The organism is Echinicola sp. 20G (genome assembly GCF_015533855.1).
Lineage (GTDB): Bacteria > Bacteroidota > Bacteroidia > Cytophagales > Cyclobacteriaceae > Echinicola.
In genome coordinates, this window is record NZ_AP024154.1 from 4,362,484 (window position 1) to 4,386,888 (window position 24,405).

At 39.3% G+C, this 24,405-nt stretch carries 18 protein-coding genes; 15 read left to right on the forward strand and 3 right to left on the reverse strand.

Annotated features, from left to right (window positions below; all coding sequences use genetic code 11):
* The first annotated feature begins 9 nt into the window (after positions 1-9).
* From JL001_RS17685 to JL001_RS17730, 10 genes are read left to right on the forward strand one after another with little or no spacing between them, the layout of a single operon-like run.
* A complete protein-coding gene (locus JL001_RS17685) occupies positions 10-3,480 on the forward strand; it encodes a PKD domain-containing protein (RefSeq protein ID WP_200978583.1) in 3,471 nt (1,156 codons plus the stop codon).
* Entirely contained in the window at positions 3,473-4,984 is a 1,512-nt protein-coding gene (locus JL001_RS17690; protein WP_200978586.1) for a contractile injection system tape measure protein, read from the forward strand. The genes JL001_RS17685 and JL001_RS17690 overlap by 8 nt, the downstream gene beginning before the upstream one ends.
* Positions 4,985-4,997: 13 nt before the next feature.
* On the forward strand, positions 4,998-5,567 hold the full coding sequence (locus JL001_RS17695) for a hypothetical protein (protein WP_200978587.1): 570 nt from the start codon (positions 4,998-5,000) through the stop codon (positions 5,565-5,567).
* Positions 5,564-6,439, forward strand: a complete 876-nt coding sequence (locus tag JL001_RS17700) for a DUF6734 family protein (protein WP_200978589.1) — start codon at positions 5,564-5,566, stop codon at positions 6,437-6,439. The genes JL001_RS17695 and JL001_RS17700 overlap by 4 nt, the downstream gene beginning before the upstream one ends.
* Before the next feature lie 31 nt (positions 6,440-6,470).
* A complete protein-coding gene (locus JL001_RS17705) occupies positions 6,471-7,844 on the forward strand; it encodes a DUF4157 domain-containing protein (protein ID WP_200978591.1) in 1,374 nt (457 codons plus the stop codon).
* Positions 7,845-7,876: 32 nt separating this feature from the next.
* Positions 7,877-11,902 (forward strand): DUF4157 domain-containing protein, encoded by a 4,026-nt coding sequence (locus JL001_RS17710; protein WP_200978593.1) that lies wholly within the window; start codon positions 7,877-7,879, stop codon positions 11,900-11,902.
* 40 nt (positions 11,903-11,942) lie between these two features.
* Positions 11,943-12,653: a hypothetical protein gene (locus JL001_RS17715; protein ID WP_200978595.1), complete on the forward strand. Its 711-nt coding sequence runs from the start codon at positions 11,943-11,945 to the stop codon at positions 12,651-12,653.
* 15 nt (positions 12,654-12,668) lie between these two features.
* Positions 12,669-13,493 (forward strand): N-acetylmuramidase family protein, encoded by an 825-nt coding sequence (locus tag JL001_RS17720; protein WP_200978597.1) that lies wholly within the window; start codon positions 12,669-12,671, stop codon positions 13,491-13,493.
* Entirely contained in the window at positions 13,493-14,800 is a 1,308-nt protein-coding gene (locus JL001_RS17725; RefSeq protein ID WP_200978598.1) for an ATP-binding protein, read from the forward strand. The genes JL001_RS17720 and JL001_RS17725 overlap by 1 nt, the downstream gene beginning before the upstream one ends.
* On the forward strand, positions 14,801-15,181 hold the full coding sequence (locus tag JL001_RS17730; RefSeq protein WP_200978600.1) for an endonuclease domain-containing protein: 381 nt from the start codon (positions 14,801-14,803) through the stop codon (positions 15,179-15,181).
* A 108-nt stretch (positions 15,182-15,289) separates the two neighbouring features.
* On the opposite strand, the gene JL001_RS17735 is transcribed toward JL001_RS17730, so the two are convergent.
* Positions 15,290-15,706 (reverse strand): OsmC family protein, encoded by a 417-nt coding sequence (locus tag JL001_RS17735; protein ID WP_200978602.1) that lies wholly within the window; start codon positions 15,704-15,706, stop codon positions 15,290-15,292.
* A 464-nt stretch (positions 15,707-16,170) separates the two neighbouring features.
* On the opposite strand from JL001_RS17735, the gene JL001_RS17740 reads away from it, so the two are divergent.
* Positions 16,171-16,566: a group III truncated hemoglobin gene (locus tag JL001_RS17740; RefSeq protein ID WP_200978604.1), complete on the forward strand. Its 396-nt coding sequence runs from the start codon at positions 16,171-16,173 to the stop codon at positions 16,564-16,566.
* Between the two features lie 759 nt (positions 16,567-17,325).
* On the opposite strand, the gene JL001_RS17745 is transcribed toward JL001_RS17740, so the two are convergent.
* Complete coding sequence (locus JL001_RS17745; protein WP_200978606.1) at positions 17,326-18,792, reverse strand: DASS family sodium-coupled anion symporter; 1,467 nt, start codon at positions 18,790-18,792, stop codon at positions 17,326-17,328.
* A 732-nt stretch (positions 18,793-19,524) separates the two neighbouring features.
* On the opposite strand from JL001_RS17745, the gene JL001_RS17750 reads away from it, so the two are divergent.
* The 3 genes from JL001_RS17750 to JL001_RS17760 are packed head-to-tail and all read left to right on the forward strand — an operon-like array spanning position 19,525 to position 21,626.
* Positions 19,525-19,728 carry a helix-turn-helix transcriptional regulator gene (locus JL001_RS17750; protein ID WP_200978608.1) on the forward strand — a complete coding sequence of 68 codons (204 nt, stop codon included), beginning with the start codon at positions 19,525-19,527 and terminating at the stop codon, positions 19,726-19,728.
* 3 nt (positions 19,729-19,731) lie between these two features.
* Positions 19,732-20,289 (forward strand): hypothetical protein, encoded by a 558-nt coding sequence (locus tag JL001_RS17755; RefSeq protein WP_200978610.1) that lies wholly within the window; start codon positions 19,732-19,734, stop codon positions 20,287-20,289.
* Entirely contained in the window at positions 20,286-21,626 is a 1,341-nt protein-coding gene (locus JL001_RS17760; protein WP_200978612.1) for a hypothetical protein, read from the forward strand. The genes JL001_RS17755 and JL001_RS17760 overlap by 4 nt, the downstream gene beginning before the upstream one ends.
* A gap of 188 nt (positions 21,627-21,814) precedes the next feature.
* Here the strand turns inward: JL001_RS17760 and JL001_RS17765 are convergent, their stop codons facing one another.
* On the reverse strand, positions 21,815-23,647 hold the full coding sequence (locus JL001_RS17765) for a type II CAAX prenyl endopeptidase Rce1 family protein (RefSeq protein ID WP_200978614.1): 1,833 nt from the start codon (positions 23,645-23,647) through the stop codon (positions 21,815-21,817).
* A gap of 291 nt (positions 23,648-23,938) precedes the next feature.
* Between JL001_RS17765 and JL001_RS17770 the strand changes: the two genes are divergently transcribed.
* Positions 23,939-24,124, forward strand: coding sequence for a hypothetical protein (locus JL001_RS17770; protein ID WP_200978615.1), 186 nt, complete (start codon positions 23,939-23,941; stop codon positions 24,122-24,124).
* The last annotated feature ends 281 nt before the right edge of the window (positions 24,125-24,405 follow it).

Here is a 24,405-nt window from a genome sequence, read left to right on the forward strand (position 1 = left end):
TATATTACCATGTCAATCAATCTTCAAAACATCACAACCAAGTACCGAAGGTTTACCAAAAACCAGGTGCTTACTGCTGGACATCTCAATGAGATGGTAAACTTTTTTGACGATCAGGATCGTTTGACAAGGATTTGCCTGAGTGGAGTAGGAATAGTATGTGGATTTAAGGTAACCTATGATCCTATTGGAGGAATCTTGGAGATCAGCCAAGGAGCCGGGGTCACCACGGACGGAGATCTTTTTCAGTTGTATGGTATCGATCTGGAAACAGGAGAAAAAACAATAGCCATTGACAGCAAACTATATGGCCACTATAAAATCCATGATAATGAAAAGGCCAACTATAAACCTTACTTCTATGATGGTGAGACCCAATTGGACATGTATGAATTGCTCACTGAAGAGCAGCAGGCGGTAGAAAATGATGATAATTTTGAGTTATCCACACTGGAAGCCAATGAAGGGGTCAGCATGGATGATGCGGTTATTTTACTTTATCTGGAATGTTATGAAAAAGAAAAAGACCTCTGCGTGAGTTTGTCATGTGATAACCAAGGTCTGGAAATTATAGGTAATTATAAAGTCCTCTTAGTCAGTAAAGCAGTGGCCGAACAAATCAACAGTCACGATACCATTATCAGTAAGGCCAATTACTCCAATCTTTATCATCAAATGGAAGATGTATTTGCGAATAGGGTGGTGTTGTCCACCGAAAATTTCAGCAACTACGATGAATTAAAGAAAAGCTTTACCAGTGGAACCTTGGGAAATGATGTGGTAAACCAACTCCAACAAGGTTTTGGAACTTTGCTGACTGCATTGAACATGCCCCTTTTGCTAAATGCCTTTGAAGATTACCTCACTACCATTTTTGATTATACTGAGAGCAATACTCCGCCAGATTTCCAATATCGTTATGACTTGCTCAAAGATGTAATAGATACTTATAATGAAATAAAAGACATTCTCTTCAACATGGATAGTGGTGATTGTTGCCCGGACATCAAGGCATTTCCGAAACACTTGATGCTAGGAGAGGTCTTTAAAGAAGATGTTTGCTATGAATATCGACATGGTTTTTACAAGTCACCCATCCTAAAAAGCCAAAACCTCAGCACTTGCACGGATTGCTTGACCAGCATGCCCATTATTGATATTGGTCCAGAGAACACCCTGGAAGAAGAGGTGATAGATTTGGGAGAAGAAGAAATGGACATCTGTTATGGCAAAGGGACTGATGAATCCAGGCTTTTTAGCTTGATTAAAAGAGCAGTACAGTTGCTTGCCAATTACAATGCCAATTATAATTTTATCAAAATCACGCCTTCTTTTCATTTGGGGCTACTAAGTAAAAAGGCCATTCCGTTTTACAATAATGTTGGAAACCATTTGATCCAGCTGTGGGACTTTGACAAAACTTTAAGGGCCAAGCATCGGAACAATGTCGGCTACCATAATGCCTTACTAAACATCAAAGAACCGCTGGAAATCACCTTAGACCATGATTTTTATAGAATTGAAGGGCATCAAGGAAGAAATTACAAGGATGCTTTATCCATTGTTGAAGATATCAGAAAAGAACACGGATTAGGCTTTAATGTCATTGCCCTTGGTATCAATGCCAATGAGGACATGGAATTTGTAGAGGACTTTACCACCTATTACTTGAACAAAAACCATGGGTACGAGCACAAAGCAGGTGTGCAGCCCGGCGGAACTTTTATCATGATATATGTTAGAGGACTGTACAGTGCCTATCCCTACCCATACGGTTATGGATATCCATATGAATACCCTGGAGACGGTTCTTTAGCAGGTGATTTTGAAGGCGAAGCAGACGAAGATGAAATTGTAGTGCTCAACCCGGTTGTAGCTGATTTTACCTTGCCTTATCTCTGCTGTGGGGAAAACTTAGTAGCCTTAAGCCTGCCTGTAGAAGAACTCTGTTTCAATGAGGAAACAGAACCCATTCCATTCCATGTGATGCCAACCGGTGGCTATGTAGAAGCTGAAGTAGAAGAAGGTCTGTTTGGAGGCGTTACCCAAGATGATTTCGGAGCATTTGTATTTGATCCATTCTTGGTCAGTGAAGAGCTTTATGGTGTCCCTATCACCTTTACAGTCAATAACTTCGAAACAGATTGCCAAATTACTGTTTACAGGCAGCCTGTGTTTGATTTTGAAGTGGACAATATGGATCCGGGACAAACCCAGGTTTATGTTCAATTTAATATTATAGGTGATGACCTTATAGAAGGACAAGAATATCAATGGGATTTTGGAGATGGAACGGCTTTAGTTAATTCTACAGACCTATCTATTCAGCATATTTATCTTCTAGATAATATTGATGGTAATGCCGTAACAGTGACAGTTAATACCGGTGAAGGAAATTGTGCTCTAAGGGTGGAACATACCATTGTACTGGATGTACCAGTGGATATTACCTTAAGCATGGACCAAACTGAATTCTGCCGAAATGATGAAAGTAGTCACAACATCTTTATCACGCCTGATGATGGAAGTGTTCAATTGGGTGGTCCGGGAGTTTCGCCAACAAGAAATGATGGGGGCAATTACTTTTTTGTCCCTGCCAATGTTCCAGCGACAGCAGGAAATCAAATAACTATTTTGCTAGATGGTGCAGCATCAAATCTCACCATCAATTTGCTAGTCCCACCTGTTGCCTCATTTGCTACCAATATCCAGAGTGGAAACTTGATTATAAGCAACAATTCCCAAAATGCAACAGATTTCAGATGGTTAGTCGATGGAGAAGAAATACTTAGAGATGATTCCAGCGATATTGTTCGCAGTGTTTCAAGTTTTAATAGCAGGACGATTACTGTTTCTCTCACTGCTACGAATAGATTATGCAGTGCATCAGTGGATGGGCCAAGAACGGTTATCCTATCAGAAGGTCCTGAAGTCCGTACCTGTCTGCAGGTGGCCAGTAGCTTCATAGAAAATGGCTCTGGAATTATCAACCAAATATTGGAAGTCAATGACAACATATCTGGCGAAACCACAGAAATAGCTTCATTTATAGGTAGTCTTTTAAAAACAGTCCAAAATGAACTGGAAGAGTATATAGTTGGACGTCAAAATGGTAGGATCGCTGACGCTGATCATTTCAACCAAGAAATATTCAATAGGCTTTTGGCTGCAGCTAGGGCCTCACAGAGTAGAGAAGATCAGGCCGCTATCCGCAATTTGATAGAAATCTATATTGGACTATTTTATACCATTTTACGCTGTCAGGAACCTGATGTAATCACTGAGTTCCAAGAAATAATCTTAAGTATTACCTCCATGATCAACAGTTTCTTGCAGGGATTATTAAGATTGGAATTCAACCCTGATCCAGATGGAACCCTGAAAGAGTTTATGAATATCATTCAGACTGAATTTGAGGATTCCCCTTTCTTAATTGATGAGATCAAAGGACAATTAGAATTTTTAGCTCAAAATGCATAGTGCTGGTCAACATATTATCCATAAAGTTTACCTGGAAATAGGCACAGCGGATGTGGGCTATGCCCACCACTTAAAAGATCATATAAGCGACTTTTTGCAGGAAGTACTTTTTCCGAAACTGGAAAGTTACTTTGATCAGCTAGCCTCTCAGTTCTTAGGAAACACTTTGCAGCTGGATCAGGTGAAAGTTGAAATTTCGGATAGTGACCAACTTCACTTGGTGGATATAAGTATTTTGGTTAATGATAAAGTAAAAAAGATCATTGAAACAAAGCTGGCCAAAATGACTTTGACCGAAGAAAGAAGTGAAATTGTTATAAGTGAAGAGGTAAAACGGAGCAAAGCTTTCTTCCACTTTTTTGACGAGGGTACACAAGCGTGGTGGAATCTTGAAAAGGAAATCTTTATTCCGCTACAGGAATATCCCAATGGGCAAGAATATTTCACACCAGCATTTAAGAGCGAACTGAGGCTTAGACTATTGGATCATTCATTTAGAGAGCGATTGATCAAACAACTGGATAATCGGCAATTACAATTCCTTTTATCTGAAGCAGGCTTTTTTGAGATAGAGAACCTACTAGGAAGTCAAGATATTGACGAACATTTAAATAAATTAAATAAAAGTCAAAACCATGGCATTGAACTTAATATCAGATTGTTATTTTGGCGCATCCTGATCAGTCAAGCTATCAATGAACCAGGAGAAGCTAAAAAAAACCTCAAAGCAAAACTGGTCCATCTACTCTTAAAAGGTTCAGGAATAAGCCCAACAATTGCTGCGAGTCCAAAAGTAAAGAATTACGTCTCAAGTGAAATAGATCAATATTCTACCAAAAAATTGATTTCGGAATTACCTCTATTGATGGACAGCATACTTGAATATTTGAAATTGGATGAAGCGCTAAGCGATAAAAAGGCAATTGATCAAAATATTGAAAACCTAACTAAAGAGCCCTTTAGCAGTGATCCTAATGATGGGATTTTGCCCAATTCTGAGCAACACAATGACATTGAATTAATTGTTCCCAATGCAGGTCTGGTATTAGTTCATCCTTTCTTAAAACAACTATTGATCAATTGTGATTTATTAGATGACCACAATAACCTAATAGACCCTGAGTCCACAGCCCATTTACTGCATTACATCGCTACCAAAGAAGAGTATGCATATGAACACCAAATGGTATTTGAGAAATACCTGGTCAATATTCCTTCTCCACAATCGATTCACCGATTGATTTCACTTTCTGACTCTTGGAAAGAACAGGTTGAAGAGATGTTAGAAGCTCTATTGTCTCATTGGCCAGCTTTAAAGAATTCATCTACCGATCTCTTAAGGAATGAGTTTTTACAAAGATCTGGCAAGTTGATTTTGAAAGAAGGTTCTTCGAAACTTATCATGGAAAGAAAAACCCATGATATCCTATTAGAAAAAATAGCATGGAACATTTCTTTGGTAAAACTCCCCTGGAAGGAACAATTATTATTTGTGGAATGGTAAAAAAACTTTGCATATGATACAATTGAGCCACATCAACTATGACGAATCCCATATTTATGAAGAGCAAAAGGCTGCTTTCCATCATGTGTTCGATTTGCTCGATTTGAACAAGATTGCTTTTGTGGGTGGGGTAGCAGACTATCTGAACCTAAGGGATTATTATGAAATGCCAGTCCATGACTTGGATATCATTTATGAAGAAGAAAGTTACATTACACCGATCATCAACAAAGATGGTGTAAAAAGGCATAAAAGCAGGTTCTATAAATTCAATTCGGATGAGGTCATTGTTTCAGAATTCTTTATCAATGGAAAACGGGTCCATATGGATTATTTCAGGAGAATATTCTACAAGATGCATTTGACCCAATCGACCTTATTGGGCGAAACAGTATGGCATGCCTCTTTTTTGGAAATGAAAGCCTTCCACAACAACCAAATTGAATTTCTCACTTCTGAACATATGAAAGAACTGTATGATTGGAAACGACTTTATAAGCACAGTAAAAAGGCGGCCTTGTACAATAATGTCACCTTTTTGGAAGAAAAGAACATGATTCATACCCTAAACGCGCACACATGAAATCAGCACCAAGAATCATATTTAGTTTGGATGTACATCCCCTGATCAACAATCGGTGGTACATGGGAAACCGTCTCAAGGAAACGATTTACATGACTGCTTTAAGTGTCCTTTATGCTCATATGTGGTACCGGGATATTGAGCTTTATGTTGATGACTTGGCCTATCAATTTCTCTATATGCTTCCATGCCGTGTCACGAGGTTGGATGTAAAACCGGATAAAGACATCTGGATGAAATCCAAAATAGAATGCATTGAGCAACAAACTGAGCCCTTTGTTCACTTGGATACTGATGTTTTTATTAAAAGAAAAATAGATTTTGATTTTGACAAAGTACTCTTGGAGCGTCAGGAGGGAGGATATAGGATTCACTATAAAAGGCAAGTTGATTTTTTCAATCACTACACCCAGGACATTAAACACTGGCATCCGGACCTAGGACATACTTTCAGTTGTGGAGTACTTGGTTTCAATGACCTCAGCTTAAAAAATAAGTTCATTGAAGCTTTTTATCAGTTGGAACGCATATACAATTTACAGAAAGAAGACTTTGCCAAGCTCAAGAAGTCAGGACAGGAACCTTGTATTCTGATTGAGCAATACAATCTTGCATGCTTACTCAATCATTATGGCATCAAGCCGGATATTTTGCTAAAAGGAAGAAATATCAAAGAACATGGAAAATACGCCGAGCAAATGGGGTACAGCCACCTTTTCGGCATCAAAAAATACAGAGAGAATATTGTCAAAGAAATTGAATACAGATTATTCAAAATCTTTCCCTACTGGTATGCCCAGGTAAAAATAGCACTTGAAAATGCAGGAGTCATGACACAACATAACCCTTTGAGCAAAGATCAAGTAGCTTAAGAACTCCATTCACCATAAAAAAAGACAAATCATGAGATTTTTCAGAAAGAAGAAACATGGAGCAAAAACAAGTCAAAGTGGTCCCTTTATCCAGCCCAAACTAAGTGTGGGAAAGGCCGGAGACAAATATGAGCAAGAAGCGGATCATATGGCTTCCAAAGTAGTTGATCAACAAACATCCAGCATCCAAAAAAAAGGAGCTGCTGAAGAAGAACAAGTCCAGCAAAAATCACTTGCAGAATCCACCACAAAGGTGCAGAAAAAGGATTTAAAAGAAGAGGAACCCGTACAAAAACAGGAAAAAGCAGAAGAGGAAGAAGTACAAGCCAAATCTGCTGAAGAAGAAGAGGCCGTCCAAAAGCAAGAGGGTGAAGAAGAAGAATTGCAGACGAAAGGAGAAGAAGAGGAGGAAGCCGTTCAGGCCAAAGGAGAGGAGGAGGAAGAATCCTTGCAGGCAAAGGCTGCATCAACCAATGTAAAAAGACCCAATAAAGTTGAGCATAAACTTCACCAATCCAAAGGTGCCGGGCAAACCATGACCCAGGAAGCAAAACATAAAATGGAACTAGGTTTTGGAGCCGATTTCAGTAAAGTGAAAATCCACACGGACCAATCTGCCATAGAAATGAACAAGGCTCTGGGAGCCCACGCCTTCACCAATGGCAACGATATTTATTTCAACACAGGTAAATATGACCCAAATTCAAAAAGCGGACAATTGCTTTTGGCGCATGAACTGACCCATACGCTGCAACAGCAGGGAGCGGTAAAAAAAAAGATTCAAAGAAAAGTCAAAATAAGCGGCACTGACGAAAAAACACGGGAAAAGTTTCTAGGTAAAATCAATGATGGAACACCTGTCAAATTTAAACTGGACAGCCAGCAGCTGGAACCTGAAAATAAAGATGCCAAAGGAACAGACACATTTACCAAAAAAATGTTGGGTGCCATCAAGGCGGCTCAAAATGTGGACCTAAAATTAATTACAGAAAATGACCAGGTTTTCATTGATAGTTTCAACTCTGGTAAGGTGGATACCGCAGACATGTTTGGACTCTCGTCCAATATCTTCAAAAGCTGGTTGCTTCACTTTGTTATTGAAAGGTTTGCCATAGCAGACTATGACAAGAAGAAATCTACCGCCACCAATGAAGATTTCAAAAAGGCACATGAGACAGGCCATGAAGCCCAAGAAGCTTTCTTAAAGGAATTATACCCCAAAAAGACCATCAAATACAAAAGCGAGGGTTTCGATGAAACCACCAAAAAAGTGGATAAAAATAAGGATGGTACGATCGACTACATCTTTGATTTCACAGATGTAAAATATGTGTTTACCCAGCCCATCAAAAATGGAAAAACATTGGAAAACATTACCAAAGCCGAACTGAAAGAGGTGAAATAATAGGAGTTGAACTTTAAGCTAATTTTTGGCTATTGAATTACGCGAGCAAGACAAATCGTCCTAAAAGCAAGTCCAGGTCTCCAGTGACACCAGCTTTTTTTCAGGCCAAACTCCAAGTGGGTAGGCCAGGGGATAAGTATGAACAGGAAGCAGATAGAGTCGCTGACCAAGTCATTTCACAGGATCACGTTGCTGAGAAATCTGTTGACACTCCTTCTTTTTTCAAGCCAAATGCCCCTCTCCAGAGACAATCTGAAGATGAAATCCATCAAAAGCATAAAGAAAATGCTGTCACTGATAAAAACATTCAAACCAAAGAATCAAGTCCTAATATTTCAACCATTAGGTTAAAGCGAGAAATAAGCCCTTTATTCAGCAAGCCCCGTGAAGAACAGATCCAAAGGAAAGAAGAGGAACAGGAATTAGAGCAAGAGGAGGAAGAGGAGGCTGCTCCCGTCCAGGAAAAAAGTGCACTTGTCCAAAGAAAGGACAAAGGAGTACCCGATGTTTCCAGTGATCTTAACACAAGAATCCAAAAAGCTTCCTCAGGAGGAAGTCCTCTTCAAAAAGGTGTCAAATCCTATATGGAACCTAGGTTTGATTCTGATTTTTCAGGTGTGAGGATCCATAATGACCAAGAGTCTGCCAGCCTTAATAGCCAGTTAAGTGCCAGGGCATTCACTTACAAAAACAATATATTCTTTGGCAAGGACCAATACCAACCCGAAAGCACTGGGGGGAAACACCTTTTGGCCCATGAGCTAACTCATGTGGTGCAGCAATCCAGCCCATCGGAAAGTTCATCCCCCGTCCAACGGCAGGTCGATGAAGTGATCACTCCACCAGACAACGCTCTAAACAATGGCGAAAATGGAACTGAAAAGAAAAATGATGCCAAAAGTACCATGGATAGTGAATTGTCTGAAGTAGGAGCGGAACCGAATGTAAAAGTAGAAAAGAAAGAAGGAGAACCTACTGTACTCGAACCTGAAGAATATCCATTACCTCAAAATGAGAATGCTGATACAAAGTTACCTCCAGAAGATAAACAAGAAACAGAGCAGCTCCCCCAAGAATCCACCCAATCAGGGGAAAAAGCCAAAGAGACTAAGAAAGAAACGGAGCAAGTAGGAGATAAACTAGAAAAAAACCTTCCCGGTGACCTAAAAACTGGCAAAAAAGATAGTAAAAAAATAGAAGGCAATAAGGGTAAAAAAGGAGCGGAACCCAAGCAGGAAAACAATTCCGAGCTTCTGCCTCAAGGCCAGCAAGAAGAAGGTAAGGAAGAAGATGGTGCCTTGACCCTCGAAGACCAACTTCCTGATTCAGTAGATCCAAGTGAAGGAGAACTTGAAGAGGTATTACTAGGTCCCTCTCCAGAAGAAAACATGGCCACTGTACAGGCAAGGATTGCGGAGTTTTCGGCCTATGCAGACCAAGAAAAGACCAATGTAACAGCCGATGCTGAAGCCAAAGTAGCTGAAATAAGTGCTAAAAGTACAGAGCAAATTGCCAGCATACAGCAGAGCATTGCAATGAAGACGGCTGAAATTGAAGCCTCATTTGCGGCAAATATAGCCCAGTTGACTTCGCATGCAGAAATGGAAAAGGCCATGGTTATTTCCAACACAGAAACGGATAAAGCCAAGGTGGACACTGATACGCTCTTAAGTATCCAGGAATTGGATACTGGCTTAGCGCAAAGGAAGCAAGAGATCACCTCATTTGTAGAAACAGAAAGCAACCAACCTAAAGTAATCTCAGAAGAAGAGGTGGCCAGGGCCAAAAGTGAACTAGAGGCAGCTGCAGGACAGGCAGAAGCAGACGGAGAAAGTGTTGCAAGAAGATATACCAGTAATGAAGATCCAGCACCTGACCAACGAAGGGCTGCACGGGAAGTGGGCAGGGAAAGTGCAAGTGATATCCGGAAAAAAATTCCAGCAGTTAGGGAAAAACTTAATGAGAAAGCGGCAGAGTACGAAGAGAGGTATAAAGGTTATGCACCTAAAGTACATGAAAAAATAGATGAGGTTAGAGAATCTCTTATTACTCCAATAAATGAAGTAGCCTCCTCAACGAAAGCCACACTTGATTCCCAAAAGGAAGTGGCCCTACAAGCCATTGATAAACGATTATCAGCTGATACGGAGGCATTGGAAGCGGCAAAAAACAAAAGCATAACAAGCGTCCAGCAAGAAGGTGAAATGACAATTAGTAACATCATGGAGACTTCAGAAACGGCTATCTCTGGTATCAATGATCAAAAAGTTGAAATTTTATCCAACTTGGACAGCATCAAAACAGAGACAGAAGAAGTCGTCAAAGCTGAGGAATTCCCTCATGTGCCAGCCATAGAAGAGATCATTTCTTCTTCCATGACCAATATCCAACTGGTAGCTTCCAATGGAATAACACAGCTTAATAGCCTTTTTGATGAAACCATGAATACTATGGACCAAATCAATAGTGCTTTTGACGAAACCAGCAACCAAATAGTATCTGGTGCCATTCAGCAAGGTCAGGAGGCAACCTCCAAAGGTATAGCTGCCATTACACAAACTTCCGCAAAATGTAGCACCGATGCACAAGCATCAATTGCCAATATGACGACCCAACAAAAAGGTATCATCCAAGATGGCTTTGCCCAAATTGACAAAGGAATCGGAGAGGCTAAGGAAGAGATGAAGGCTGTTACCAAGGAATTTAGGGGTGAAGCAAAAGAAGCTACTGACCAAAGTATCGAAGATGCTAAAAAACCGCTAACTGACGACACACAAACCCGTGCAGAAGCTGCTGCCCAAGACTTGGAAGGCTCCTGGCTAGATGGTGTGATAGCAGCCATAGGTGAGCTGTTGGTAGGATTCTTGATTTTGGTAGCCATTGCATTGGTTGTGGCTGCTTTGACTGGCCTTACATTGGGAGGTGCTTTGTTGGTAGTAGGTGCAGTATTTTTAGTAGTAGCCACTGTAGTTGCTTATCAGATGAGATCTGATCAATTTCAGGCCATGGGTCGAGATGCAGGCTTCTTTGAAACACTGACCTATGCCTTATCAGATGCAACAGGTATTACAGGCATTGTAGAAGGAGTAACAGGTACAGAGTTCGTTACGGGTCGTGATATAAGTGATGCTGAAAGAGGCAAGCGCTTTACAGTAGGAGCTGTCACTTTATTTGGAATAATTATGGGCGGACGAGCTGCAGTCAAAGGCTTCAGAGGACCTCCCGGTACATTTATGCGAACAACCAGCATATTCAGAGGTTGGAAGTCTTTTAACTTTATACAAAACATTAAAGGGCTTTGGGGGGATATCGTAAATATAGGTACCAGCATCAAAGACGGAGTTGGCAGGGTATATCGTGCGTTCAAAGAATCTGATGGTTTTGGAGATTTCTTCAGAAGGCTATTTAGGCCAGGAACAGAAGCAAGTCCAGATGAAACCATTCCCGATGAAGGTACTCCAGACGAAACCACACCTGAAAGCAAACCACCTATTGTCGCTGGACAGGAAATTATAGTTGATAACCCCGCCAGGATACAGAATACAGAACCTCAATTGCGATCTGATGGGAAGTATTATTGGGACCTTTATGATACGGAGACCGGGGCTATTATTACCCAGTACGTTAAAGCTTCAGAGACAGCAGGCCCTGATATGTATCTTACCCCCTATGAAGCTTATATTCCTGATGTCGGGCAGGTGAAATTGATAGCGAAAGGCTTTTCATGGACTGATGTGGCTTTGAGATTAAATATCGAAGTTTACAGGTCAATCTATAATATCCCACCACCAAACCTAAACGGAGAGATCGCTGATTCAAATATGGCCAACTTCCAAAATGAATATATTAAAATCCTCAATGAAAATCCTCAATTAAGTGCCCAAGAAATTGCCAATCAAGCGATAAGATTAATATCTTTTGGTAAGCATAGGATTAGATTAGGATTTGGAGATATTTCGGTGATTATTGAAGAAACCGGATCAATAACAGTGGGTGGGGTGACGTATGATAATGTTCCCACCTGGGTTCAGGTAATAGCTAAACCATCAGGAGGTTAAATGCTGTTTAATGAAAATTTAAATTAAAAAACTAAAAAATATGTTTGGGACAAAACGATCTCATAGAGATGCTTTTAATGAAAACAGTCTTAACGAACTTTCTGAAAAAACCATTTCAGAAGCCAGGGCTTTGAGAAATTTCGTTAAAATCGAAAATTTTTTAAAAGAAATTACTGAGAAAGATGACTGGAGATACCTGAACGCTTTTATACATCAGGTTATTTTAGGGAAGCATGACCATCGAACATGGAGAAAGGGAAGGATACTGGCCAGAGATCTCTCCTTGATTGAACTCTTGACAAAAAACATGGAACAATTATTTGATGGACTGATAGACGAGATAGACCAGATAATCCTGCCAGAGTATCAGCAATGGAAACTTGGATCCTTATATGTTGGAGCATTTGCGTTAGTAGAGCCATCAAGTACATATAAATCCAGAGGAATTTCTGGATTTATCCCTTTAGATATCAATCAACAGTTAAGCCCTATCCATAAAAATAGGCTTCCTATATATTTTAAAAGATGGATAGCCACCAGAGCAGCACAGTACCTAAACAGTCAAGGAGAGCTTTATACCGGAAATTATAAACAACATCTTGAAGAACTTACTTCCATAGATAAGTGGACAGAACATGCAAAAATCGCCATTGACGCTTTGGAAAAGGAAAGAGAACTTGGAATTTGGGAAGAAAACAAAATTCCCGGTTTTTCGGGGCCAGACCTTATATATCAATCTAATCCTAAATAATATATTCCAATAACCATGCAAACACTACGATACCGCTCGCGAGGACCTGAGGTCCAATATTTAGAAGAAATACTGACCACTTTAGGCTATGAGTTGGAAGTCTCCAATTACTTTGGGATGGACACGCGCAGGGCAGTTTGGGACTACCAGTCAAAAAATAATCTCGTGGTGGATGGTGTTGTTGGGTTAAAAACCTGGACTAAGCTACTGTCAGAGAATCCCCAGGCACTGTTGGAAGAGCAAAGCAAGTTCTTGGCTGAGCAGGACCTGATCAATTTTGCCCAAACTTATGGATTAGAAATGGCCACAGTCAAGGCGGTCAATGCAGTGGAAAGTAGTGGTAAGGGATTCTTCACGGATGGCAGGGCCAAAATACTCTTTGAAGGGCATGTTTTTTGGAATGAATTGAAGAAAAGAGGCATTCAGCCAGAAGCATTTTATAACCCCAAATCTCAGGATGTGCTCTATCCCAAATGGACCAGGGCACATTATAAAGGTGGCCCAGCAGAATATTCCCGCCTCCAAAGGGCTTCCCAGTTGTCGGATCAACCTGCTTTTGTGGAAGCCACTTATTGCGCTGCCTCTTGGGGTGCTTTCCAAATCATGGGATATCATTTCAAAAACTTGGGCTATCCTTCTATCACCGACTTTGTGAACAAAATGCAAGAGCATGAACGGGAACATTTAAAAGCCTTTGGAAAATTTCTGGAGGCCAATAACCTGATCAGGTACCTGAAGTCCAAGGACTGGGCAAAATTTGCCAGAGGCTATAACGGTCCATTATACGCCCAAAACAAATATGACATCAAGCTGGAGCAAGCCTATAACAGATTTTCATAATGAACCAATTACTACATTTTTTAAATATTGCCATCAGGTCTCGATTGGATTTCGAGTTGGGTAGGGTAGAAGACCTCCAAAAACCACAAATGGACCTGCACCTTAGCCAAGAGGATGCTTTGGGGAAGTTTATTTTTGAGCACCAAATACAAAATCAGAATTTGCTTCTAATGATTTTGGCATTGGTTCCTCATGTGGATCCAGGTTTTTTGAACAAAATCGTCCAAGACTATTTTCCAAATGGTGGTGAATTTCCAGAGTTTGGTGGGATCAAAACCAAAAACCACCGAGGGATCATTCCAACGGGAGAGACTGCTCTATATATTTTGGCAGGCAATGATCCCAATACCCGAAAACAGTTCTTTCCTATTTTCCAGGAATCCATGCTGTTCAAAAAAGGCATTCTTCATTTGGATGAGGTGAGCAGAAATGAACCTGAATGGTCTGGTGCTTTGCTCTTGGATAAAGAATACGCTGAGCTCTTCACTACCGAGCGTGTCAATAAACCCAAGCTCAGTACCAATTTCCCTGCACAACTGATCGATACACAACTGGATTGGGATGATCTTGTACTCAATTCAAAAACATTGAACCAGATTCAGGAAATAGAGGAATGGTTAAAGCATGAACACACCCTAATGCAGGACTGGGGCATGTACAAAAGGTTGAAGCCGGGATATCGGGTGATGTTTTTTGGCCCTCCAGGTACAGGAAAAACCCTTACCGCCAGCCTATTGGGTAAATACACGCACAAAGATGTCTATAGAATCGACCTATCCCTGGTGACTTCCAAATACATTGGGGAAACAGAAAAGAATTTAAGTTCATTGTTTGACAAAGCAGCCAATAAAGACTGGATTCTCTTTTTTGACGAAGCAGATGCCATCTTTGGCAAGAGAACCAATGTCCGCGATGCCCATGACAAGTATGCCAACCAAGAAGTGTCGTACCTGCTCCAAAGGATTGAAAATCACCCCGGGTTGGTGATTTTGGCCTCCAACTTTAAAAGCAATATAGACGCTGCCTTTACCAGAAGATTTCAGAGTATCATAGAATTTCCAATGCCTGTAGCCGCTGAGCGCTTAATATTATGGGAGAAAAACATTCCAGAGAAGGCTGGGCTTTCCAATGGGCTGGACTTGAACAGTTTTGCCAAAAAATATGAACTGACAGGAGCTAATATTGTCAATATCATTCAATTTGCCAGTCTCAAGGCCTTGTCTAAAGAGACAACTGTTTTAGAAGAAGATGACCTGCTGGCCGGCATCAAAAAAGAATTGATCAAAGAAGGGAAGATGGTGAATTAAATGGGGTTTAAAAAAATCATATATAATGTACCATACTTAAAAGCAAAAAGAAAAGCACTCAGAAACAATGGCACGCCTGCTGAAGCTACTTTGTGGAAAGCCTTAAGTAATAAAAAACTAAATGGAAGAAAATTTAGAAGGCAATATAGCGTAGGTAATTATATCTTAGATTTTTACTGCCCATCCGAAAGATTATGTATTGAATTAGATGGAGCACATCATTTTACTCAGGCAGGATATGAATATGATAAGGAAAGAACAAAGTATATCGAAAACCTAAATATTAGTGTAATAAGGTTCAGAAATGAGGAGGTATTCAATTCACTTGAAAGCGTTTTATCCGAAATCAAACGTAATTTCACCACCCCTAACCCCTCCTAAAATTTAGGAGGGGAACTTAATCATAATATTTCTATAAATCATATTTTGAAAGATAATCTATGCTACCCTTTATTTCAGGGGAGCTGCCAAAGGACTGAGGGGTTAATTTCACACCAATTTTGCATCCATGGTGATGTCTGTATTCAGTAGCACAGAGATAGGACAGTTTTCCTTCGCATCCTTAGCGGCCTTTTGAAAATCTTCCTCACCCATCCCGTCCACTGTGGCACTCAGGTCCAAATGGATATTGGTGATTTTACCATCTTCAAAAGTAACTTTGGCTTTGGTATCAATATTCCCTGGGGTAAAGCCCATTTCGGCAATGACAAAGCTCAACTTCATGGTGAAACAGCCTGCATGCGCAGCACCTACCAGTTCTTCAGGGTTGGTTCCTTTTCCATCCTCGAAACGGGCCTTGGTAGAGTAGGGAGCCTTATCCAAGGCTCCAGTTTGGGTACTGATACTTCCAGAACCGTCTGCTCCGGTTCCTTTCCAATTCGCTGATGCTCTTCGTGAAAATTTCATAGTTTAGTATTTTAGGTTGTGATACAATTTACATTGCTTTAATGAGCTTAACAAGCTCAAAAAACTTACCAAGATTGAAAACCTGAATTATTTCTTTGGACTAATTCATTGATTTACTGATTATTTAATTACATTTGGCCAGTCAAAATTTAATATCGCTAATTGATCCAAAGAAAGATGTTTTGTAGGTTAATTTCATCACCATCAAAACATCAAGCTACATATAACAAGCCAATCGATTTTTGATAAGGACGAATAATCCAATGGCTTTAAAACTTTAATTTTGGTTTAATAAAAATCAGCTGCATGGCCGGGCAAGTCTAACTTGTCCGGTTTTTTTGTGAAAAAGTATAGCAGTAATTTTTCTCCAGCTAAAGATCCAAGATTTCTTCCTTTTCACTATCTCTCAAGTCTAACATCTCCAATCTCCTGTATAAATACCACCATAATCATTAAATTGCGGCATGTTTAAGCAGGATATCCAAAACAGAGCAGATGTGGAAAGATTGGTACATACTTTCTATGGTCAGGTAAGACAACACCCTAATTTGGGGCCTATATTCAATGGGATTGTGACCAACTGGCCAGAACACTTGGAGCGGTTGTCTGATTTTTGGGAGATGATTCTGCTTCAGACTGGCCCTGGCAGAAACAAATTTAATCCACTTAAAGCCCATAAAGAAGTTGACCAAAAAACAGGGCAGGGGCTAAGCCAAGTCCATTTCGGCAACTGGCTGGAACTTTGGTTTACCACTTTAGACATGCTTTTTGAAGGCAAAGCTGCCGACCACGCCAAGGAACACGCCAGGAATATGGCCAGTATATTGTTTTTGAGGATTTATGAGGCGAGGGATAATTAGTTTTTAGTCTTGAGTAGGGAGTATTGAGTAGGGAGATATCAGACACTAGATTTAAGAGTAATGAACAAGGATTTAACCGTCATTGCGAAGGAGGACGTCAGGACGACTGCGGCAATCCCATTTCCCCCTCGATCCGAGTATTTCCAACGAACTCACATACCAACCTAAATCCAGTCTCCCATCTCATGTCTAATTTCTTTTGTCTTAGCTTCCAAATAAAAGATCGCCACGGCGCAAGCTCCTCTCGATGACGTAAACTGACTCACGACCGTTGTTGTGCAGAAGCTTATAGCCTGGCACCATTAATTTTGAGCTGAAAGCTCAAAATATACAGTAGCGGAACACCATTAAGTGCTAGCCATTTCTTAATCAATCATCTGTGTTTATCTGTATCCATCTGTGGTTAAATTTTTACTACAAAATTGTCTGCGTTGTTGCCGTTGTTGTGCCGAGGCTTATAGCCCGGCACCATTAAAATTGAGATTTCATCTCAAATATACAGTAGCGGAACGCAATTACGTGCTAGCCATTCCTTAATCAATTATCTGTGTTTATCTGTGTCCATCTGTGGTTAAATTTTTACTACAAAATTGCAACGTCACAAGCTGGAAACAACCGAAATCCAGTCTCACATCTAATGTCTAATTTCTTTTGTCTTAGCTTTCAAATAAAAGATCGCCACGTCAGGCTATCACCTTCCTCACGATGACGTAAATTGACTCCAATCTCAATACTCAGGACTCATGACTCAATACTAACCTAAAACGGATAAACCCTCAGGTCCAAACCCCAAAGCATTGGCATCACATAATACACAAACAGGCTGATAAAGATAATGGACAATAGATTCATCCAAAGACCTGCTTTGGCCATGGCGGGGATGGTGAGGTAACCCGATCCAAAGACCACCGCATTGGGGGGAGTGGCCACGGGAAGCATAAAGGCACAACTGGCAGCCATGGTAGCAGCCACCATCAAGCCGTAGGGATGTACACCCAAAGCCATGGCTACCGCTCCCAAAATTGGCAATAGCATGGAGGCTGTGGCCACATTGGAGGTGATTTCTGTCAGGAAGTTTACCGATGCCACAATGATCAAAAGGAAGATCAAATAATGGATGGACTGTAAGGCTTCAAAATGTCCACCCAGCCATGCCGCCAGACCTGTTTCCTTAAAACCAGCAGCCAAAGAAAGCCCGCCACCAAAGAGCAACAGGATTCCCCAAGGAATGTTTTCGGCCGTTTTCCAGTCCAGCAAACGCTTTTTTCCGGGTGCTGAAGGCAGGACAAAAAGCAATAAAACCCCAGCCAGCGCAATAATGGTATCATTTAGAAAGGGGAGGAGCCCTTGTAGTAAAAACACCCTAGTGATCCAACAAAAACTCACCAAGCTAAAAACCGCCAAGACCCGTTTTTCAGGAACAGAAATCTTACCCAATGCTTTTAACTGCCTTTGGATTTCTGCCTTTCCACCCGCTAAAGCCATGTCTTTGGGAAAAGGATAGGCGACCTTCACCAAATACCACCAACAAATGCCCAGTAGTCCCAAGGAAATGGGCAAACCAATCATCATCCATTCCGCAAAGCCAATCTCAATCCCATACATTTCCTTGACAATGCCCACCAAAACAATATTCGTAGGCGTCCCGATAATGGTAGCCACACCGCCAATAGAAGCACTATAAGCAATTCCCAACATTAATGCCTGACCGATCATGGTCTCAGTGATCTTAGTGCCGGCTATACCTTCGGACAACTGATGTACCACGGCCACCGCTATGGGCAACATCATCAGACTGGTAGCGGTATTGGAGATCCACATGGAAAGGAAAGCTGTGGCCAGCATAAAGCCCAATACGATCAAACGCATATCCGTACCGATAAAGGCAATGATGGACAGGGCAATTCGCTTATGTAGGTTCCATTTTTCTATGGTCACGGCGATCATAAAGCCCCCCATATACAATAACACTTTAGGGTCAGCATAAGGGCTGGCGGTATCATCCATGGATAAGGCACCCGTAAGCGGTAAAATCAACAGGGGCAATAAAGCAGTCGCCGCAATGGGAATGGCTTCAGAGATCCACCAGATCGCCATCCAAACGGCCAAAGCCATCACAGCCCGGGCATCAGCAGATAAATCCTGCGGATGAAAAAATAAAAGAATCAATGTAAAAGATAGCGGTCCCAAGATTAATCCGGTGCGCTTCCAAATTCGGTTATTCATAAAGTTTGATCGCTAAGGAGAAACTAACGTTTCAATTATAAGGATAATTGTCCACAATATCCTCATGGCAAATGGAGAGAAACGGAATGAGGCAATCTCAACTTAAAATGTTATAACCACAGATATTTCCACGTCATTGCTTCTCCGCCCTGCCTGATGTCAGACAGGGCGGAGAAGCAATCTCGTCCTAATAATAATCAATCCTTAGTAAACGATGTCATTCCTACGGAGGAGAAATCACTAATACTAATCGCATTGAAGCCATGGCGACTTAGGGTTTTATCAACCACAGATACACACAGATTAACACAGATAGTTTTTGAATGGGGCAGAAAGAATCAAAAAGGGAGCAAGTAAGCTATCGAAAAGAAGCTTCAAGCACACGGGCGTTGGTCAATGTATTTAGGGTAACGAATTATTTATTTAACATAATGTAAATTATATAACATTTATCCATATTTTCAAATGCGCGATTCTCAGGGCTTACAGAATCGCTCCTCAAAACACTTGCAACCTAACACGCCTGTAGATCGATACATCTTAACCATTAATGAAATATTATTCAATTATATTTGAAATTATTTTTATGTAAGATAAACTTATTAAAATATAATTATAACTTTAATAAAATAAAGTTTAAATTTGATTTTCACTTTAATTAAGTAAAGTATCACTTTTAAAAATGTAAGCTCAACTTATGCAATTAAAGATTTCTGTTACTAATTTGAAGTAATGGAAGACAGAATCAACCGAGTAAAAGAAGTACTTGTTATTCAAGGTAAATCACAAAAGTGGCTTTCAGAGCAGTTGGGAATTAGCACTACCGCTATGACAGCTATATGTAATAACAAGTCTCAACCACACCTTAAGGATTTGAAGAGAATCGCTGAGTTTTTGGAGGTAGATATTCGGGAGTTATTAGTATCAACTATTTAGATTATGGCGGAAGCGTCTACAGTAACTGATTTATTCATAGAGGATTTAAACTCTAAGCACCCTAACATATCAAAAGCGATATGTGACTTTTATAGTGAAGGATGTATAGCTGCACTTGTCAAAAATGGACATGTTGATGGTGTTACAGTTCTTGTTGATGGAATTGTCAAGCAAAAATATAAATTGAGATGGACAAAAGAAATCAGTGATGCGGGTTGGCAGGAAGAAAAGGTGATTTCTGAATTTGCAGGCTATGCTATGGCCTTCATTCTTGTATTTGAATTGACTGATTATACTATTCTTCATCAAAGTGCAACTGGTACAGGTATAGACTATTACCTATGTCATAAAAAAGGTACGAAAGGTTACGATGAAAAGAACTTTCTAAAGGGTGCACGTCTTGAGGTCTCAGGAATATTTAAGGAATCAAAAACTAATACTTTAGATGTTAGATTGAAATCGAAAATTAACCAAACAAAACCAAGTGATAATTCTGGACTGCCAGCATATATATCGGTTACAGAGTTTAGTAATCCTAAATCGAGTTTTGTTGAAAAATGACTAAATCCGAAGAGTTACATATAAAGGCAATGGAACTAGCAAGCTTGGCTTATATTCATAAATCCAGAGGAGATGATGTGTCTTATTTAAACTTCACAAAACAAGCATTAGAACTTGAAAACCAAGCAGCTCAATTGCTTAAAGACGAACATGATACTGAGCCCACAAGATCCATTTTATTCAGAAGTGCTGCATCTTTAGCTTACAATTGTCGTGAGTTAAAACATGCTGAGTCACTTATATTTACCGCGCTATCTGGTAAACCTGACCCCAATTTAGAGTATGAATTGAGAGAGCTTCTTGACAGAGTTAATTCAGTTTTGTTGGGAAATGTTGAATATGAGGACAATAGTTATCTAGATCACTTGCGTAGTACTGCAATTCATTTACGAGTTCAAGCAAAGAGTCCGACTCATTCTAAAGCCATCTTTGTAAAAAATGCAGTTGACTTTCTTAAAAATATTTCCTCTTCCTTTTCCAATTTTGTTGATGTAAACTTTCGAAAAGCATTTGAACAAGAAAAATTTGGAGATGATTATAGTAAAGTACTTGGCCAGATAATTTCAAAAACTCAGTTGTTAGTGGTTGATCAAAGATTTAAGAGTTTTGGAGTTAGCATTTCTTCTGACACCAGTATAATGCAAAATCAATATTCGCAGGAAATAAACTCATGGAGAAACCAACTGTTTGATCAATATAAAGATGAAGTTTTATATATAGATTACGAATCATTGGCAGTTGTAGAATCTATTTCTGAAAAATATAATGAAGCTGAGAGAAACCTGATATATAAAAACTTTATTTCTACATTTAGAGAAAAGAATAGTTATAAAGTTTATATTACCAATAGCCATTACTCTAAAACTATTAGAGAATATAAACCTGTATCAAAGCCAGTTAACAATATATTAGTTCCCAAAATAGTTCAAGAAGAAGCCAACCAGGAAAAGGTATTGTATCAAGAGTTTTTTATGGATATCAAGGATTCTCAAAAGCCTGCAAAGAAATCTGATATAATAGAAAGAAAGTCATTAGATTATGCAGAGTTTTCTCATTCAACTAAAAATATTGAAGTTGAAAAGGATTATTTGGTTTTGTCGGAGGAGTGGTCGATTCAAATAGTATACGAAAAAGGAACTTTTATGATCGAACTTGAAGACCTTGGTATTCACCTTAGATCAGATGACTACTCTAAATTGATAATTGATTTTTATAGAGAAGTTTTGACTATATACGATAATTTAATTGAAACTTCAGATACTGAACTTGCAGTTGATGACTTAGATAAGAAGAAGTTCTTGTCTAAAATTGTTTCAATGAGAAGCTTGAAAGAATAACCCTCCTATTGCTTTCATACACATGTGCCAGCATCCAACGCTCATTTCCCCTCCCTCAAAAACTTTATTTTCTACCCCGCGCTTTTCTTCGCCTTTTAAAAAAATAAGGCTCAAAAAGCTCCCAAGCTATATTAACATAACGCAGGCCATTAACTTTTCCTACTCCTTCCCACTTCGTTAAAATAACTTTAGGATAACCGCGAAAGTACTATAAATGCGAAAAAATTATTAGTTACATGAAATGCAATACTGGGAGCAATACTTTTTGATTTCCTCACTAGTGTACCTGCAATTAACCCAAAAGCCAAATAAAAGAAAAAGAGATTCAAGTTGCCGTGAAGCAAAGAAAAAATAATTGCCTGAATAATATTTGCACTCATAAATTTAATCCGCTTTTCCATAGAACTAAGTGCAATTCCTCTAAAAAGATATTCTTCATAAAAAGGTATTAGGATTACTATAAACAGGAAACTTAATGCTGGATGGTAGTATGAATTAATGGAAGCAAAGTAATCTTGAACTGAGCCTATTACTGATGCATTGGTTTTAGGCATAAGTCCAATTCTCACCAAAGAGAAATATACAGAGCGTAGCGCAAAAGCAAGACCAATCCCAATCGCAATTCCCTTCCCGGTTGACCATTTTTCAGCATTCAAGAATCTGTAGTCTTTCTTTTTAATAAATAATAAAACGACAACTAACATTCCTACAAAGAAAAACAGACCAAAATTAGCTTTATTAAGGCTAATATTAGCTTCTTCTTCAATATAATAGTCATTAAAAAAAGTTGAAAGCAGGCCTTGATAATTGAAAATTATTGATGCTAAAAATTCAATAAACATTATAGAAGAAGAAATAATCCAAAAATCTTTAAGACCCCAACGTACTTCATTTAGTGAAGTGGTTACTTCCCCAATTTTAAAGTAATTCGAAATATAATGAATTGGTAAAATATATAAATATGGTAATATGATTAGAAGTATAATTGATAGAATAAATATTAGTAGTTTATACACATCATTGATATCCCATGCAGCAAAAGGTGCTTTTATCAGCATCATAAATCGATACTTTCCAAAGGCATCATTCAAAAAACTAGCAGAATTTAGTTGATTATATGTTGTGAGTGTAGTATCAGCAGGGCTATGTTTGTAGTCAAAAGTCAATAATTGGTGTAAAGATGCTGACGAATAATAAGCTTCACTAAGGTCTTTAAGTAGAAACTCTCTGGCTTCAGTATGTTTACCATTATCGATTAGTGCTTTAGCAATAAGTCCATTATCCATCCATATACTTGTATCACGCCGTGCATAATTAAATGCTTGAAGTGCTTTTTCTGGCTCGCCTAGCTTAAGTAATAAATTCCCTTTATTATAAGACTCCCAACCATTATCCGTTGAATCTAAGCTTCTAAACAATTCTTTTTTTGCTTCTTCATAATTATTTAAAGCCATATATTGTTCGGCAACTAATGCACTTAAATCTAACGTATCGTTCAATTCTTCAGCGATTTTAGCATTCTCAATTGTCTTTCTCCGATCCTCCTTGTAACTGTACTGCAAAGCTAATTCTTGGTAGAACTTGGCCAGTTTATAATCAGGCCACTTTCCAGGGTTCATGCGATTAGTATTAATAACTTGATTACAAAATTCTAAGGATGAATCACCGTATGTATTTTTCAATTTGAACAATAGTACATCATGATTTTCAGGAAAATCTTTTACAAGATCATTCAAGCATATTTCAAATTCCTCATATTTTGGGTTATACTCCTCATAGCTATCATAATAAGCCTGATCAATTATGATGCATTTTTCAATTCTTGCATTATAATCATTGGGGTGATCATGCAAATAATCATCAAACTCTTTTAATATTTCAACATATAATGAGTCTTTTGAATTTTTTAATTTGTTAAGGTAAACATCCGAACTAAGGGGCTTGACAATATGCTGTTGACCATAAAGTAATGTATTAGTTATACAAAGAATCAAAATGCCTAATAATATTCGTGATTGCATAAGTAGATCGAGAAAAAGGTTTTTATAAGTAAGTGAGAATTAAGTAAAAAAACATTCTAAAAAGTCACCAATGAATTTGCCTCAAAAATAGGCTCAGGGCAAATTCTCCAGTCACAACTACCTTAAATGTATTAAATACAATTTTCACCTGCAATATTCCATACAAAGTATTTTTTAGATAAAACATGAATTTTTTACCCGTCCTGTAACCAATTCTCTACTTCCTGTATCACTTCCCCTCTCCCCTGTTACTTTTTCCACCCTTCCTGTAGCCTTTGGACTGTTTCCTGTTTGACCGGAAGGCATTGGGCACCTACAGGATGGGCTAAAGGCCTGACAGGAAGGCCAAGTTGTTCTACAGGAAGCCCTCATCCTCTTACAGGAAGGGTTCTTTTACTTACAGGAAGGCTAGTAGATGCTACCGGAAGGGTTCCTAACCTACAGGAGGACTATACCTGGCTACAGGAAAGGTCTTAAGGGGTACAGGACGGGTTCTTTGCTTACAGGAAGCCTCACCTAGGGTACATGACGGCAACTTCAGCTACAGGAAGGGTGTTCTTCCAAATAAAATTTTGAAAAAACCCATAAAAATTTCGTTGATAAAACAAGAATCGGCGCTAACCGCTGCTAACCCGCGTTTGCAACGCGGGTTGCTAAATCCAAGCATTTGCAATGCGACTAAATAATATAGTGAATTGATGCGTTCAAAACGCTCAGATTTAAGAGTCCTCGTTACAAACGAGGACTAGATTTCGTTG

Coding starts and splice junctions, on each gene's coding strand:
- JL001_RS17765 (WP_200978614.1), bottom strand. CDS start 23,647: ATGCAATCACGAATATTATTAGGCATTTTGATTCTTTGTATAACTAAT.
- JL001_RS17735 (WP_200978602.1), bottom strand. CDS start 15,706: ATGAAATTTTCACGAAGAGCATCAGCGAATTGGAAAGGAACCGGAGCA.
- JL001_RS17685 (WP_200978583.1), top strand. CDS start 10: ATGTCAATCAATCTTCAAAACATCACAACCAAGTACCGAAGGTTTACC.
- JL001_RS17700 (WP_200978589.1), top strand. CDS start 5,564: ATGAAATCAGCACCAAGAATCATATTTAGTTTGGATGTACATCCCCTG.
- JL001_RS17725 (WP_200978598.1), top strand. CDS start 13,493: ATGAACCAATTACTACATTTTTTAAATATTGCCATCAGGTCTCGATTG.
- JL001_RS17745 (WP_200978606.1), bottom strand. CDS start 18,792: ATGAATAACCGAATTTGGAAGCGCACCGGATTAATCTTGGGACCGCTA.
- JL001_RS17750 (WP_200978608.1), top strand. CDS start 19,525: ATGGAAGACAGAATCAACCGAGTAAAAGAAGTACTTGTTATTCAAGGT.
- JL001_RS17720 (WP_200978597.1), top strand. CDS start 12,669: ATGCAAACACTACGATACCGCTCGCGAGGACCTGAGGTCCAATATTTA.
- JL001_RS17730 (WP_200978600.1), top strand. CDS start 14,801: ATGGGGTTTAAAAAAATCATATATAATGTACCATACTTAAAAGCAAAA.
- JL001_RS17705 (WP_200978591.1), top strand. CDS start 6,471: ATGAGATTTTTCAGAAAGAAGAAACATGGAGCAAAAACAAGTCAAAGT.
- JL001_RS17695 (WP_200978587.1), top strand. CDS start 4,998: ATGATACAATTGAGCCACATCAACTATGACGAATCCCATATTTATGAA.
- JL001_RS17740 (WP_200978604.1), top strand. CDS start 16,171: ATGTTTAAGCAGGATATCCAAAACAGAGCAGATGTGGAAAGATTGGTA.
- JL001_RS17760 (WP_200978612.1), top strand. CDS start 20,286: ATGACTAAATCCGAAGAGTTACATATAAAGGCAATGGAACTAGCAAGC.
- JL001_RS17715 (WP_200978595.1), top strand. CDS start 11,943: ATGTTTGGGACAAAACGATCTCATAGAGATGCTTTTAATGAAAACAGT.
- JL001_RS17755 (WP_200978610.1), top strand. CDS start 19,732: ATGGCGGAAGCGTCTACAGTAACTGATTTATTCATAGAGGATTTAAAC.
- JL001_RS17690 (WP_200978586.1), top strand. CDS start 3,473: ATGCATAGTGCTGGTCAACATATTATCCATAAAGTTTACCTGGAAATA.